Annotated in this window: 13 protein-coding genes; 9 read left to right on the top strand and 4 right to left on the bottom strand. The window is 53.3% G+C overall.

The window, feature by feature from the left end:
- Positions 1-103: 103 nt before the first annotated feature.
- On the bottom strand, positions 104-2233 hold the full coding sequence (gene pta / locus BY447_RS05040; protein WP_033733375.1) for a phosphate acetyltransferase: 2130 nt from the start codon (positions 2231-2233) through the stop codon (positions 104-106).
- Between the two features lie 86 nt (positions 2234-2319).
- Complete coding sequence (ackA, locus tag BY447_RS05035) at positions 2320-3522, bottom strand: acetate kinase (RefSeq protein WP_033733374.1); 1203 nt, start codon at positions 3520-3522, stop codon at positions 2320-2322.
- A gap of 337 nt (positions 3523-3859) precedes the next feature.
- On the opposite strand from ackA, the gene yfbV reads away from it, so the two are divergent.
- From yfbV to BY447_RS05020, 3 genes are all read left to right on the top strand, one after another.
- Entirely contained in the window at positions 3860-4312 is a 453-nt protein-coding gene (yfbV, locus tag BY447_RS05030; protein ID WP_033783735.1) for a terminus macrodomain insulation protein YfbV, read from the top strand.
- A gap of 145 nt (positions 4313-4457) precedes the next feature.
- Positions 4458-4952, top strand: coding sequence for a YfbU family protein (locus tag BY447_RS05025; protein WP_033783734.1), 495 nt, complete (start codon positions 4458-4460; stop codon positions 4950-4952).
- A 13-nt stretch (positions 4953-4965) separates the two neighbouring features.
- The gene (locus tag BY447_RS05020; RefSeq protein WP_110331912.1) at positions 4966-5625 is read left to right on the top strand and encodes a sugar phosphatase; all 660 of its coding nucleotides are present in this window, start codon (positions 4966-4968) and stop codon (positions 5623-5625) included.
- A 29-nt stretch (positions 5626-5654) separates the two neighbouring features.
- Here the strand turns inward: BY447_RS05020 and yfbR are convergent, their stop codons facing one another.
- Together yfbR and BY447_RS05010 are read right to left on the bottom strand one after the other, a co-directional pair.
- Complete coding sequence (yfbR, locus tag BY447_RS05015) at positions 5655-6254, bottom strand: 5'-deoxynucleotidase (protein ID WP_013358577.1); 600 nt, start codon at positions 6252-6254, stop codon at positions 5655-5657.
- A 69-nt stretch (positions 6255-6323) separates the two neighbouring features.
- Positions 6324-7541 (bottom strand): pyridoxal phosphate-dependent aminotransferase, encoded by a 1218-nt coding sequence (locus BY447_RS05010; protein WP_033733369.1) that lies wholly within the window; start codon positions 7539-7541, stop codon positions 6324-6326.
- Positions 7542-8504: 963 nt separating this feature from the next.
- Here BY447_RS05010 and lrhA point away from each other — a divergent pair.
- The 6 genes from lrhA (at position 8505) to nuoF (ending at position 14977) form a co-directional block, all read left to right on the top strand.
- Positions 8505-9428, top strand: a complete 924-nt coding sequence (gene lrhA, locus BY447_RS05005) for a transcriptional regulator LrhA (RefSeq protein WP_013358575.1) — start codon at positions 8505-8507, stop codon at positions 9426-9428.
- A 638-nt stretch (positions 9429-10066) separates the two neighbouring features.
- On the top strand, positions 10067-10510 hold the full coding sequence (locus BY447_RS05000; protein WP_010258058.1) for an NADH-quinone oxidoreductase subunit A: 444 nt from the start codon (positions 10067-10069) through the stop codon (positions 10508-10510).
- Positions 10511-10525: 15 nt separating this feature from the next.
- Positions 10526-11203, top strand: a complete 678-nt coding sequence (locus tag BY447_RS04995) for a NuoB/complex I 20 kDa subunit family protein (RefSeq protein ID WP_013358574.1) — start codon at positions 10526-10528, stop codon at positions 11201-11203.
- Positions 11204-11316: 113 nt separating this feature from the next.
- A complete protein-coding gene (nuoC, locus tag BY447_RS04990; RefSeq protein WP_013358573.1) occupies positions 11317-13116 on the top strand; it encodes an NADH-quinone oxidoreductase subunit C/D in 1800 nt (599 codons plus the stop codon).
- A 2-nt stretch (positions 13117-13118) separates the two neighbouring features.
- Entirely contained in the window at positions 13119-13634 is a 516-nt protein-coding gene (gene nuoE, locus BY447_RS04985; protein ID WP_033783731.1) for an NADH-quinone oxidoreductase subunit NuoE, read from the top strand.
- A 2-nt stretch (positions 13635-13636) separates the two neighbouring features.
- Complete coding sequence (gene nuoF, locus BY447_RS04980) at positions 13637-14977, top strand: NADH-quinone oxidoreductase subunit NuoF (RefSeq protein WP_175501446.1); 1341 nt, start codon at positions 13637-13639, stop codon at positions 14975-14977.
- Positions 14978-15018 lie beyond the last annotated feature (41 nt).

The following is a 15018-nucleotide window of genomic DNA, read 5'->3' as shown; positions in this document are numbered from 1 at the left end:
GCATTTTACTTCAGGTTATTCATCCGCATCAGACAGAGCCGCTTTGTTACCGGCGAAAAAAAGGCATGCTCTGGGGCATGCCTTTTTCGTTATGACCCGCCGCTTAGCCTTCAGCCTGCTGGGACTGAATCGCCGTCAGGGCGATGGTATAAACGATGTCATCCACCAGCGCACCGCGAGACAGGTCGTTGACCGGCTTACGCATACCCTGCAGCATCGGTCCGATGGAGATCAGATCGGCTGAACGCTGTACCGCTTTGTAGGTGGTGTTACCGGTGTTGAGATCCGGGAAGATAAACACAGTAGCGCGGCCGGCAACCTGAGAATTCGGCGCTTTGGATTTCGCCACATCTTCCATGATCGCGGCGTCATACTGCAGCGGACCATCGATCACCAGATCAGGCCGTTTCTCCTGCGCAATGCGCGTTGCTTCACGCACTTTCTCAACGTCGCTGCCCGCACCTGACGTGCCGGTAGAGTAGGAGATCATCGCAACACGCGGATCGATACCAAAGGCGCTGGCAGAATCGGCTGACTGGATAGCGATCTCAGCCAGCTGCTCCGCGGTCGGATCCGGGTTAATTGCGCAGTCACCGTAAACCAGCACCTGCTCCGGCAGCAGCATAAAGAACACCGAGGAAACCAGTGAGCTGTTAGGCGCGGTTTTGATCAGCTGCAGCGGCGGACGAATGGTATTGGCCGTGGTGTGAACGGCACCTGACACGAGGCCATCCACTTCGCCGCTCTCCAGCATCATGGTGCCAAGTACCACATTATCTTCCAGCTGCTCCTGAGCAACCACTTCGGTCATGCCTTTGCTCTTACGCAACTCAACCAGACGCGGCACGTAGTTTTCGCGAACCTGTTCCGGGTCTACAATCTCAACGCCTTTGCCCAGTTCAACACCCTGAGCCGCAGCGACACGCTGAATCTCCTCCGGGTTGCCTAACAGTACGCAGGTCGCAATACCGCGCTCGGCACAGATAGCGGCCGCTTTAACCGTACGCGGCTCATCGCCCTCTGGCAGTACCACGCGTTTGCCCGCTTTACGTGCCAGCTCGGTAAGCTGATAGCGGAAGGCAGGTGGTGACAGGCGACGGCTGCGCTCAGATGTGGCGGTCAGTGACTCAATCCACTCTGCATTAATGTAGCTGGCGACATATTCCTGCACTTTCTCGATGCGCTGTGTGTCATCAGCAGGCACTTCAAGATTAAAGCTCTGCAGGCTCAGTGAGGTCTGCCAGGTATTGGTTTTCACCATAAACACCGGCAGGCCGGTCTGGAAGGCACGGTCGCAGAGACGGGCAATGCGATCGTCAATCTCGTAGTTACCGGTCAGCAGGATTGCGCCAATCTCAATGCCGTTCATCGCAGCCAGACAGGCGGCGACCAGCACATCCGGACGGTCAGCCGAAGTCACCAGCAGTGAGCCAGGACGGAAATGCTCCAGCATGTGCGGGATACTGCGGGCGCAGAAGGTAACGGATTTAACCCGGCGGGTCTGAATCTCGCCTTCGTTAATGATGCGTGCATCCAGGTGGCGGCACATATCGATCGCGCGGGTGGCTATCAGATCAAAGCTCCACGGCACGCAGCCCAGCACGGGCAACGGGCTGTCTGAGAACAGCTGCTTAGGATCAATGTTGGCGATGCTGGCTTTTGAGGAATCATCAAAGATTTCTGACAGGTCAGGGCGGGTACGTCCCTGATCGTCGACCGGCGCGTTGAGTTTGTTGATGATCACGCCAGTGATGTTTTTGTTCTTCTGACCGCCGAAGCTGCTTTGCGTCAGCTCAATGCGCTCTTTCAGCTGCGCCGGAGAGTCATTGCCCAGCGCCATCACGAAGACGATTTCCGCGTTCAGGGTTTTGGCGATTTCATAGTTCAGCGCGTTGGCGAACTGATGCTTACGGGTCGGCACCAGACCTTCAACCAGCACCACTTCCGCATCCTGGGTGTTGGCGTGGTATCGGGAGATGATCTCTTCCATCAGTACATCCTGCTGGTTGGAACCCAGCAGTGACTCAACGCGCGACATCTGCAGCGGTTCAGCGGCAGGAATCGAGGAGTTCTTACGGATGATGGTGGTGGTTTGATCCGGAGTGTCGCCGCCAGCACGTGGCTGAGCAATCGGCTTAAAGACGCTAAGGCGAACACCTTTGCGCTCCATGGCGCGAATAACGCCAAGGCTGACGCTGGTCAGGCCGACGCTGGTGCCGGTCGGAATGAGCATAATTGTACGTGACACGTTTGAACCTCTCAGTAATGGCAGGGTGTCAGAAACAACTCCGTCAGCCTGAGCTGACGGAGAGAAGTGTTTTACGCAGTCAGACGCGCGGCGTCCTGGGCGATGACCAGCTCTTCGTTGGTCGGAATCACCAGCGCCGGGCGGGTGCCTTCTTTATTGATGTAGCCTGATTTGCCGAAACGGGCTGCCAGGTTGCGCTCGTGGTCGACGTCAAAGCCCAGCAGTGCCAGTTTTTTCAGTGAAAGTTCACGGACCATCGCGGCGTTTTCACCGATGCCGCCAGTGAACACGACGGCGTCAAGACGGCCATCCATCAGCGCGGTGTAGCTGCCGATATATTTCGCCAGGCGATGACAGAAGACATCCATTGCGCGCTTCGCATCTTCTTTGGTGGTGTAGTTGTCTTCTACGTAGCGGCAGTCGCTGGTGACTTCGGTCAGCCCTAACAGGCCAGACTCTTTGGTCAGCAGTTTATTGATGGCGTCAACGCTCATACCCAGCGTATCGTGCAGGAAGAAGATGATGGCCGGATCGATGTCGCCACTGCGGGTTCCCATCACCAGACCTTCCAGCGGAGTCAGACCCATAGAGGTGTCTACGCACTCGCCGTTACGAATAGCAGAAACTGAACCACCATTACCGAGGTGACAGGTGATAATGTTCAGTGACTCAAGCGGCTTGTTAAGCATTTTAGCGGCTTCGTGAGTCACATAGAAATGGCTGGTGCCATGCGCGCCATAGCGACGAACGCCATGCTCTTTATATAATTTGTACGGCAGCGCATAGAGGTAAGACTCTTCCGGCATTGTCTGATGGAAAGCCGTGTCGAATACCGCGACATTCTTATCTGACAGGTGTGGGAAGTTTTTCATCGCTTCATCAATACCGATCAGATGAGCCGGGTTGTGCAGCGGTGCAAAAGAAGAGGCGTCCTTGATGCCCTGTACCACGTCTTCAGTAATGATGACTGACTGAGTCAGCTTCTCGCCGCCATGAACGATACGATGGCCGATTGCAGCAATTTGTGCCGAAAGCTCAGGTTTTTGTGCCAGAATGGTTTTAACAATAAAGTTCAGCGCTTCGCTGTGCGCTGCGCCAGCACCCAGAGGCGCTTCCTGTTTTTCGCCTTCCAGCTTCCATTTGATGCGGGCCTCAGGAAGGTGGAAACATTCCGCCAGGCCTGACAGGAACTCTTCACCGCTGGCAGGGTTGAGAATGGCAAACTTCAGGGAAGAGCTGCCACAGTTCAGAACCAGAACTAACTTACTCGACATGGAAGTACCTATTTTTTGAGAGTGGCTAAATAAAACGCAATCAGACTAACAGCGTAGCCCATGAAAGCTGGTAGATTAATGACAAACATCATGCGGTAGACAGAAACCTGCATTTCCGCAAAAAATTTCAGCAATCTTACGCGAAAATTTGAAGATTGCCTTGTCGAAATATGGCTCAGGCCTCTTCCCAACGGCGCATCCCGCGTGCGGAAAGGTGTTAAAACGGCGTCAGAATAGCTGGAGTCATCTTTAAAGACAAAAATAATTGAAGGATGTTACGTAAAGTTGTGTGGTTATAACTATTTTTTAATTTTTGCAGTATTAGTTGAGGTGAGCCATGGCGAATGAATCTGGCAGTACCAGTTGGTTTCGGATGTTTCAGCGCGGCCAGCACTATATGAAGACCTGGCCTGCTGATAAGCGCCTGGCCCCGGTGTTCCCAGAAAACCGCGTTTCATCAGCAACGCGTTTCGCCATTCGCTTTATGCCACCGCTGGCGATTTTTACGCTGACCTGGCAGATCGCGATGGGCGGTCAGTTAGGTCCTGCCGTGGCGACGGCGATGTTTGCCTGCAGCCTGCCGATGCAGGGATTGTGGTGGCTGGGCAAGCGTTCAGTCACGCCGCTGCCGCCGACGCTGCTTAACTGGTTTCATGAAGTGCGTGCCCGGCTGGAAGAAGCGGGGCAGGCGATAGCGCCGGTTGAAGGCAAGCCGACCTATCAGGCGCTGGCCGATCTGCTTAAGCGGGCGTTTAAACAACTCGACCGCACTTTCCTGGACGATCTCTGACTCCTCCCGGGCTGGCGGTAAAATAATTACCGCTAACCTGCGGCCAAATCAAAGAAAGGCGATACGGCGATTTCCGTGTCGCTAACGCTGTGCAATCATTTCTCCATTGTCGATTAACTGAGCGGTCTCTGACCGGGAGTGAATGATGGAAATGACCCATGCGCAGCGTCTGATTCTTACCAACCAGTACAAAATCATGGCCATGCTTGAGCCGGAAAATGCAGAACGTTTTCGCCGTTACCAGACCATTATCGAACGCGGTTATGCGTTGCAGATGCGCGAGCTGGATAAAGAGTTTGGCGAACTGAGTGAAGCGATCTGCCGGACCGTGATCGATATAATGGAAATGCATCATGCGCTCCACGTCTCCTGGTCAAACCTGAAGGATAAAGGTCAGCTGGAAGAGCGCCGTCTCGCCTTTCTGGGCTTTGATGCAGCAACGGAAGCACGCCTGCTGGGTTACGTCCGTTTTATGGTCAATACCGAAGGGCGTTATACCCACTTTGATTCCGGTACCCACGGTTTTAACGCGCAGACTCCGATGTGGGAAAAGTATCAACGCATGTTAGCTTTGTGGCAGACTTGTCCGCGCCAGTACCATTTAAGTGCAAACGAAATTGCGCAAGTGATTAATGCCTGATGAGGAGGAGCGCGTGACCTACAGAGGTTTTCTATTTGATTTAGACGGCACGCTGGTGGACTCACTGCCAGCGGTTGAACGAGCCTGGAGCCAGTGGGGTGCCCGTCATGGTATCGACGCTGATGAGATCCTGGATTTCATCCATGGCAAACAGGCGATTACCTCTCTGCGTCATTTCATGGCAGGCCAGTCGGAAGAGGCTATTCAGGCGGAGTTTGTCGCGCTGGAGCAGGCTGAAGCGGCAGACACCGACGGTGTGCAGGCGCTGCCAGGTGCCCATGCGCTGCTGAACCGGCTGAACGAACTGCAGATTCCCTGGGCGATCGTCACTTCAGGTTCTGTGCCGGTCGCTCATGCTCGTCACAAAGCCGCAGGATTACCGAAGCCCGCCGTCTTCATTACCGCTGAGCAGGTCGCTAAAGGCAAACCTGAGCCCGATCCTTATCTGCTTGGTGCAGAGAGGCTGGGGTTAGCGGCGACGTCATGCGTGGTAGCAGAAGATGCACCCGCCGGTATTCTGTCCGGCCTGAACGCCGGCTGTGCGGTGATTGCCATCAACGCCCCGGCAGAGACACCACGGCTGGATGAGGTGGCGCTTCGGCTCGACTCACTGGCGTCTCTGGTTGTCACCCGTGAGTCTGACGGCAGCTTTACCTTCAGCCAGCAGGCTTAAAGATCCGCCCGGCGGCCATGCCGTCGGGTTTACAGTGGTGTATCCTGCGAAATTTCATCCAGCGACAGGCTGAAGCTTGGAATAAACACCTCAACGAAGTAATCCATCTCTGGCGAACGCCGCTGTGCCAGGGTCTTTTCCAGCCGCGCTTTGGCCAGCAGAAATTCGTTATTGCCGGCAGACAGCTCCTCAAGACATTTTACATAGGCACAGAGTGCATCTGCCTGTTTCACCACGGCCTGCTCCTCTTCGCTATGCAGATGCTCGTCGATCAGCGGACGATAGATCGCCTGAAACTCTTCAGGCAGCATCTCAATCAGTTTCTGCTGGGCAATCTTCTCGATTTTCTTATATTCGTGGGCAATCTGTGCGTTGTAATACTTAACCGGGGTGGGTAAATCGCCGGTGAGCACTTCGCTGGCGTCATGATAAAGCGCCAGCATGGCGATGCGGTCGGCGTTAAGCGAGCCACTGAATTTAAGGTTTTTGATGACGGCCAGCGCGTGCGCCACCATGGCGACCTGCAGACTGTGTTCAGAAACATTCTCGGTACGCACATTGCGCATCAGTGGCCAGCGGTTGATCAGCTTAAGACGGGAGAGGTGAGCAAAGAAGTGGCTTTGTGTCATGAGCGTTCCTGTTAGCAGGCAGGGGAGAGACAGGCTCTCCCCAAATAGCGTCAGTATACGCGGGCGTGATTACTGGCGATAGCCTTGCAGGAAGCGACCAAATTTATTAATCGCCATCTCCAGATCATCCACACGAGGCAGCGTAACAATGCGCAGGTGATCGGGCCATGGCCAGTTGAACGCGCTACCCTGTACCAGCAGCACCTTCTCCTGAAGCAGAAAATCCAGCACCATTTTTTGATCGTCAAAAATATTGAATTTTTTGGCGTCAATTTTCGGGAACATGTAGAGCGCGCCCTGCGGCTTCACACAGCTGACGCCGGGAATATCGTTGATCAATTCCCAGGCACGCTGGCGCTGCTCATAAAGACGACCACCAGGCATGATAAATTCGCTGATGCTCTGGTAGCCGCCCAGCGCCGTCTGGATGGCATGCTGGGCCGGTACGTTGGCACACAGGCGCATAGACGCGAGCATCTCCAGCCCTTCAATGTAGCCTTTCGCATGTTTCTTTGGCCCGTTCAGTACCATCCAGCCCTGACGGAAACCGGCTACACGATAGGTTTTAGAAAGGCCATTGAAGGTCACGGTCAGCAGATCGGGGGCCAGGGCTGCGATGCAGTGGTGCTGTGCCTCGTCGTAAAGGATCTTATCGTAGATCTCATCGGCAAAAATAATCAGGTTATGCTGACGCGCAATCTCAACCACCTCTAACAGCAGCTCTTTGCTGTAGACCGCACCGGTCGGGTTATTCGGGTTGATAATCACGATACCGCGGGTACGCGGGGTGATCTTGCTGCGGATATCATCCAGATCAGGGAACCAGCCTGCTGACTCATCACACAGATAGTGCACCGCTTTTCCGCTGGAAAGGGAAACCGCAGCCGTCCACAACGGATAGTCAGGCGCTGGCACCAGCATTTCGTCGCCGCTGTTCAGTAACGCCTGCATCGCCTGCACGATGAGCTCTGAAACGCCGTTGCCAATGTAGATATCTTCTACCGTGACATCACGCATGTCGCGCGCCTGATAGTGCTGCATGATCGCTTTACGGGCGGAATAGAGACCCTTGGAGTCGCAATAGCCCTGAGCGCTGGGAAGATTACGAATCACATCGACCAGAATCTCATCCGGTGCTTCGAAACCAAACGGCGCCGGATTGCCGATGTTCAGCTTAAGAACTTTATTGCCTTCTTCTTCGAGGCGCTTCGCCTCTTTCAGGACCGGGCCACGGATGTCATAACAGACGTTATCGAGTTTTCCGGATTTATCTATTTGAAAAGTCATTGTTACCGCCTTAACGGGCAGAATCCTTTTTGGCTGCCACTGAAATCGAACCAGCACAATGTACTCTCCTGCCGCTCACAAATGAAGGGTGCCGCCCCGTTTTGGCGGGTTCGACAACTTTTTAGACGGTGAGTAGCGTAAAAAATATTTACCAGTACATGATGCGGTTGATAAAACCAGAAATGATGCATATAGGAATATTTTAAACTATCTAAAGCGGGGCTGAGACAACATATGGCTTGGGTATTGTGAAATGAAATATGAACGTTATGGAAAGGACGCTTTTCTTTGCACCTGAAATATACACTCAGGTAAATAGTTAAAGGATATTTTATAAACGTTCACTTTGTGGACAATTTTATGACGCGTGCAACGACTACGCCTTAACACTGCTTAAGAGTGGCCTGTTTAAGGCCTTGTGATCGCCGGAAAAGTACCAAATGAAGAGGTGTTTCTGGCACGCTTTTATCAGGATTGTGAGCAGTACTTAACACTTCTTCACTAAATTTCGGAACGCTGAAGGCTTAAAAAGTGATCAATAATGTGGCATAAGGGTCCGGAAATGCCTTTAGCACAAAATTTACAGCGCTTTTCACAAAATCATTTCCATTTTGAAGTCAAAAATGATTAAGTATAATTTATTATTTAATGCACATAGCCGCTTCGTCTTGCTGGCCTGAAAAGTGCGATTTTTATCCCGCCCGATAATTTCTGGTGGGAATAAGACAACTACGCAGCTTCCTGCATTTGCGCACCCCAGCGCCATCGGTTCAGAAGTTGTATCTGTCTTGAGAGCACCGTGACCCTTTCAGTTGAGTCAGCAGTGCCGGTTCCAGATGAATTTTTTTTGTGTCAGTCTTCACACAGGACTGTCATTAAGCACCATTACTGCTTATCACTTTGATAAGCTTGTAATAACACCAGGGTAGTAGTTCGTAAAAATCTTATAAGTGAAGAAAAAACATGACTAATGCAAATCGTCCGATACTCAATCTCGACCTCGATCTGCTGAGAACTTTCGTTGCCGTTGCGGATTTGAATACCTTTGCAGCGGCCGCTGCAGCGGTCTGCAGAACCCAGTCAGCAGTCAGTCAGCAGATGCAGCGTCTGGAACAATTGGTAGGTAAAGAGCTGTTTGCCAGACATGGACGTAATAAGCTGTTAACAGAGCACGGGATCCAGCTTTTAGGCTATGCCAGAAAAATCCTTCGTTTCAACGACGAAGCCTGCACTTCGCTGATGTACAGTAATATTCAGGGCGTGCTGACCATTGGTGCCTCTGATGACACCTCTGACACTATTCTGCCTTTCCTGTTAAACCGGGTAACCTCGGTTTATCCGAAACTGGCAATCGATGTTCGGGTTAAACGTAATCCGTTTATGATGGAAATGCTCAATCAGGGTGAAGTGGACCTGGTTGTGACGACCTCAAGCCCGGGTAACTTTACCTATCAGGTACTGCGTACTTCACCTACCTTGTGGTACTGCGCAGCGGATTATATCTTCCAGCGCGGCGAAGCTATTCCATTGGTGCTGCTGGATGAGCCAAGTCCTTACCGCGATATGGCGATTGATCATCTCAATGAAGCTGGCATACCGTGGCGTATCTCATACGTCGCTTCCACACTGGCTGCAGTACGCGCCGCGGTGAAAGCGGGACTGGGCGTGACAGCGCGTCCGGTAGAGATGATGAGCCCGGAACTGCGTGTTATGGGTGCGGCGGAAGGGCTGCCGGTATTGCCGGATACGCAATATCTGCTGTGCCGCAATCCTGACAGCGATAATGAGCTGGCACTGGCTATCTTTAACGCCATGCAGTCCACCAACGACCCGTATAACCTGAGCAATAATCCAGATGGTACGCTGTTGCTGGATGACGAAGAGTAATTTCGCTAACGTGTTGTACTCAACACAGGCATAGTTGCCTTAACAAACGCTTATAAATAGGCCTCTCATTCCCTGAACAGAACGAGAGGCTTTTTTGTGTCTGCGCCTCGCCCGACTCTCCTCACCAGCTCTTCTCCCTGACGTTACCCTCCTGAATAATTTCATCCTGCAATGAACTGAAACGTAAAGACCGAAAAAACGAATCATTTGTTCTGGATCGCTGTTTGAAGTGGAGAAAATTAGCGCACAAAGGACAGAAGTGTGTTCTGGATCAAGAAAATACCCCTGAGAAGGGGAAGGAAAACAGGATGATACCTGTCAAAATATGTTTGTTAAATGCACGATCCATGCATGTGAATACCCGCTACACTAAAATTAACCCTACAGACTGAAGCGATTTAGCTGGAAAGCGGGGCATCATTTGTTAATAATATGATGCAGGTGTGAAATAATGTTTGGATACTTTTGTCAAAGTTGACAAAAGGTTATAGAAAGGAGTAAAAAACCCCATAAAATGGCTGCTTATTACCTGATAACAGCAACATTTAAAAGGTTTTTACCCTTCCCTTGAATCGATGTGGTCAGTTTGCTGCGGGAAACGCGTGCAGGATGCCAGCGCCACTTTTGATGAGTAAGCAATGAGTATGTCAACTACCACCGAAATCATCGCTCAGCACTGGGCGTTTATCGTATTTATCGTTATTGCCTTTGGCCTGTGTGCTTTCATGCTGACCGGAGGATGGCTGCTTGGCGGCAGAGCGCGCGCCCGCTACAAAGACACGCCATTCGAATCGGGCATCGAATCCGTTGGTGATACCCATATCCGCCTGTCGGCGAAATTTTATCTGGTTGCGATGTTTTTCGTCATTTTCGACGTCGAAGCCCTCTTTTTATACGCATGGGCGACTTCAATCCGTGAAAGCGGTTGGATCGGCTTTGTGGAAGCCGCAATTTTCATTTTGGTGCTCCTGGCGGGTCTGGTCTATCTGGTACGCATTGGCGCACTGGACTGGGCGCCAGCTCGTCGTCGCGTGGTGGTGAAAACCACTACGGTCAGCCACACCAATCCTCATAAGCAGTAAAAGAGAGGCAATAAGATGGACTATACGCTCACCCGCATAGACCCGAACGGTGGTGAGAACGACCGTTATCCTCTGCAAAAGCAGGAAATCGTCAGCGATCCGCTGGAGCAGCACGTTCATCGCAGCGTTTATATGGGCAAACTCGAAAATGCCCTGCATGACATGGTGAACTGGGGACGTAAAAACTCCCTCTGGCCCTACAACTTCGGCTTGTCCTGTTGTTACGTAGAGATGACAACGTCGTTCACCGCGGTTCACGACGTGGCGCGTTTTGGTGCGGAAGTTATGCGCGCCTCGCCACGTCAGGCGGATTTCATGGTTATTGCCGGTACGCCGTTTACTAAAATGGCCCCGGTTATTCAGCGTTTGTACGATCAAATGCTGGAACCAAAATGGGTGATTTCCATGGGTGCCTGCGCCAACTCGGGCGGCATGTATGACATCTATTCGGTGGTGCAGGGCGTCGATAAATTCCTGCCGGTCGATGTTTACATTCCTGGCTGCCCGCCACGTCCTGAAGCCTACATGCAGGCACTGCTGCTGTTGCAGGAGTCGATCGGCAAAGAGCGCCGTCCGCTTTCGTGGGTTGTTGGCGACCAGGGCGTTTACCGCGCCAACATGCCTTCAGAGCGTGAAAGAAAACGCTCAGAGCGCATCGCAGTCACAAACCTGCGCAGCCCGGACGAAGTTTAAAACCGTATGGATGGAAAACCGCGCCTGCAGCAGAACATCACAATTTAATGCATGGCCCCATCCTGACGCCTTCATTTGAGTGCCTGAGACCAGGCCGGAATGGTGAGTAACGTATGACAGATTTGACCACGCAAGATCTCGCTCAGCCTCTATGGCAAACCCGTGATCACCTTGATGACCCGGTGATCGGCGAGTTGCGTAACCGTTTTGGGCCGGATGCCTTCACTGTACAGCCAACCCGCACCGGCATTCCGGTGGTCTGGGTTAAGCGTGAACAGATACTGGAAATTACCGAGTTCCTGCGTAAATTACCCAAGCCTTACGTCATGCTGTATGACCTGCATGGCGTGGATGAGCGTTTACGTACCCACCGTGCAGGCCTGCCTGCGGCGGATTTTTCCGTTTTCTACCACCTGCTGTCGATCGAGCGCAACCGCGACATCATGCTCAAGGTGGCACTCTCTGAAAACGACATGCATCTGCCGACCATCACCCGTCTTTTCCCGAATGCCAACTGGTATGAGCGTGAAACCTGGGAGATGTTTGGTATTACCTTTGATGGCCACCCGCACCTGACCCGCATCATGATGCCGTCGACCTGGGAAGGCCATCCGCTGCGTAAGGATTACCCGGCGCGCGCCACCGAATTCGATCCTTTCACGCTGACTAAGCAGAAAGAAGATTTAGAGATGGAGGCGCTGACCTTTAAGCCCGAAGACTGGGGCATGAAGCGCAGTACTACCAACGAAGACTTCATGTTCCTCAACCTCGGGCCTAACCACCCGTCGGCGCACGGTGCATTCCGCATCATTCTGCAGCTGGATGGTGAAGAGATTGTCGACTGCGTGCCTGACATCGGTTATCACCATCGTGGTGCCGAAAAGATGGGTGAACGTCAGTCGTGGCACAGCTATATTCCTTACACAGACCGTATCGAATACCTCGGCGGTTGCGTAAACGAAATGCCGTACGTGCTGGCAGTGGAAAAACTGGCCGGTATCGTGGTGCCCGATCGCGTTAACGTGATCCGTGTCATGCTCTCTGAGCTGTTCCGCATCAACAGCCATCTGCTCTATATCTCCACCTTTATTCAGGACGTCGGTGCCATGACACCGGTGTTCTTTGCCTTTACCGATCGCCAGAAAATCTATGACGTAGTTGAAGCCATTACCGGTTTCCGTATGCATCCGGCCTGGTTCCGCATCGGTGGCGTCGCACACGACCTGCCGCGTGGCTGGGAGCGTCTGCTGCGTGACTTCCTGGACTGGATGCCGAAGCGTCTGAAGGAATATGACAAAGCTGCACTGCGTAACACCGTGCTGATTGGTCGTTCTAAAGGCGTGGCTGCGTACAACATGGAAGAGGCGCTGGCATGGGGCACGACCGGTGCCGGTCTGCGTGCAACGGGTCTCGACTTTGACGTGCGTAAATGGCGTCCCTATTCAGGCTACGAAAACTTCGATTTCGAAATCCCGGTCGGCGACGGCGTCAGCGATGCGTATAGCCGCGTTCAGCTGAAGATGGAAGAGATGTGGCAGTCGCTGCGTATTCTTGAGCAGTGTCTCAATAATATGCCAGAGGGGCCGTTTAAAGCGGATCACCCGCTGACCACGCCGCCACCGAAAGAGCGCACGCTGCAGCACATTGAAACGCTGATTACCCACTTCCTGCAGGTGTCCTGGGGACCGGTGATGCCAGCCAATGAATCGTTCCAGATGATTGAAGCGACGAAAGGGATCAACAGCTACTACCTGACCAGCGATGGCAGCACCATGAGCTACCGCACCCGCGTGCGTACGCCGAGCTTCCCGCATCTGCAGCAGATTCCTTCCGTAATCCGTGGCAGCCTGGTATCCGACCTGATCGTATATCTGGGTAGTATCGATTTTGTTATGTCAGACGTGGACCGCTAATTATGCACGATCAACACATTGCCATTAAAACGATCGACCCTAACGAGGTCTTCGTGCTGAGCGCGGAAGAGCATCACGCTATTGAGCACGAAAAACACCACTACGAAGATGCGCGTGCAGCCTCGATTGAAGCGCTGAAGATCGTGCAGAAACAGCGCGGCTGGGTGCCAGACGGCGCGATCAACGCGATTGCCGAAGTCCTGGGTATCCCGGCAAGTGATGTTGAAGGTGTGGCGACGTTTTACAGCCAGATCTTTCGTCAGCCGGTGGGTCGTCATGTGATCCGTTACTGTGACAGCGTGGTCTGTCACATCACCGGTTATCAGGGCATCCAGTCCGCACTGGAACAGCAGCTCAATATCAAACCGGGTCAGACCACGGCTGATGGCCGCTTTACGCTGCTGCCAACCTGCTGTCTGGGCAACTGCGACAAGGGCCCAACGATGATGGTGGATGAAGACACGCATGTGCATCTGACGCCGGAAGGCATCCCTTCTTTGCTGGAGCAGTATCAATGACAATTAAACAGATCATTCGTACTGCTGAAACCCATCCGCTGACCTGGCGGATGCGTGACGACAAGCAACCTGTCTGGCTTGATGAATACCGCAGCAAAAACGGCTATGCCGGTGCGGAAAAAGCGCTGAAAAGCATGTCACAGGATGAAATCGTCGCAGCAGTGAAAGATTCCGGCCTGAAAGGGCGTGGCGGTGCTGGCTTCTCTACCGGTCTGAAGTGGAGCCTGATGCCGAAAGATGAGTCGATGAACATCCGTTACCTGCTGTGTAACGCCGATGAGATGGAACCCGGCACCTATAAAGACCGCCTGCTGATGGAGCAGATGCCTCATCAGCTGGTGGAAGGGATGCTGATCAGTGCCTTTGCACTGAAGGCTTACCGTGGCTATATCTTTTTACGTGGCGAATACATTGAAGCCGCGGTGCATCTGCGCCGTGCGATTGCTGAAGCGACGGAAGCGGGTTATCTCGGTAAAAATATTCTTGGCACCGGTTTCGACTTTGAGCTGATCGTCCACACCGGCGCAGGGCGTTATATCTGCGGCGAAGAGACGGCGCTGATTAACTCACTGGAAGGCCGTCGTGCTAACCCGCGTTCCAAGCCGCCATTCCCGGCAAGTGCGGGCGCGTGGGGCAAACCGACCTGCGTGAACAACGTGGAAACCCTCTCCAACGTCCCGGCGATTCTGGCCAATGGCGTGGAGTGGTACAAAAACATCTCTAAAAGCGAAGATGCCGGTACCAAAATGATGGGCTTCTCAGGACGGGTGAAAAATCCTGGCGTCTGGGAGCTGCCATTCGGTATCACCGCGCGTGAAATCCTGGAAGATTATGCGGGCGGCATGCGTGATGGGCTGAAGTTTAAAGCCTGGCAGCCGGGCGGCGCAGGCACCGATTTCCTCACCGACCAGCATCTGGATCTGCCGATGGAGTTTGCCAGCATCGGCAAAGCAGGCAGCCGTCTCGGCACCGCGCTGGCGATGGCGGTCGATCACGAAATCAATATGGTCTCGCTGGTGCGCAACCTGGAAGAGTTCTTTGCCCGAGAGTCGTGCGGCTGGTGTACACCGTGTCGCGATGGCCTGCCGTGGAGCGTGAAAATTCTGCGTGCGCTGGAGCAGAAGCAGGGTCAGCCAGGGGACATCGAAACCTTACTGCAACTTTGCCGTCAGCTTGGCCCGGGTAAAACCTTCTGCGCGCATGCGCCGGGTGCGGTTGAGCCGCTGCAGAGTGCGATTAAATATTTCCGTGAAGAGTTTGAAGCTGGCATGGCTCCGCAGGTGTTTGGCAATACCCGCGCCATTGGCGGGATCCAGCCAAACCTGCTGAAAGCGCGCTGGTAATTCGCCGCAGCACACGGAACAGGCCTGGTGCCGCCGCCCCG

The sequence above is a fragment of the Pantoea sp. JKS000250 genome, from assembly GCF_003201065.1.
In the GTDB taxonomy this organism is placed as follows: domain Bacteria; phylum Pseudomonadota; class Gammaproteobacteria; order Enterobacterales; family Enterobacteriaceae; genus Pantoea; species Pantoea vagans.
Note: the sequence above shows the minus strand (reverse complement) of the source record. Positions and strands in the feature narration are given on the sequence as shown.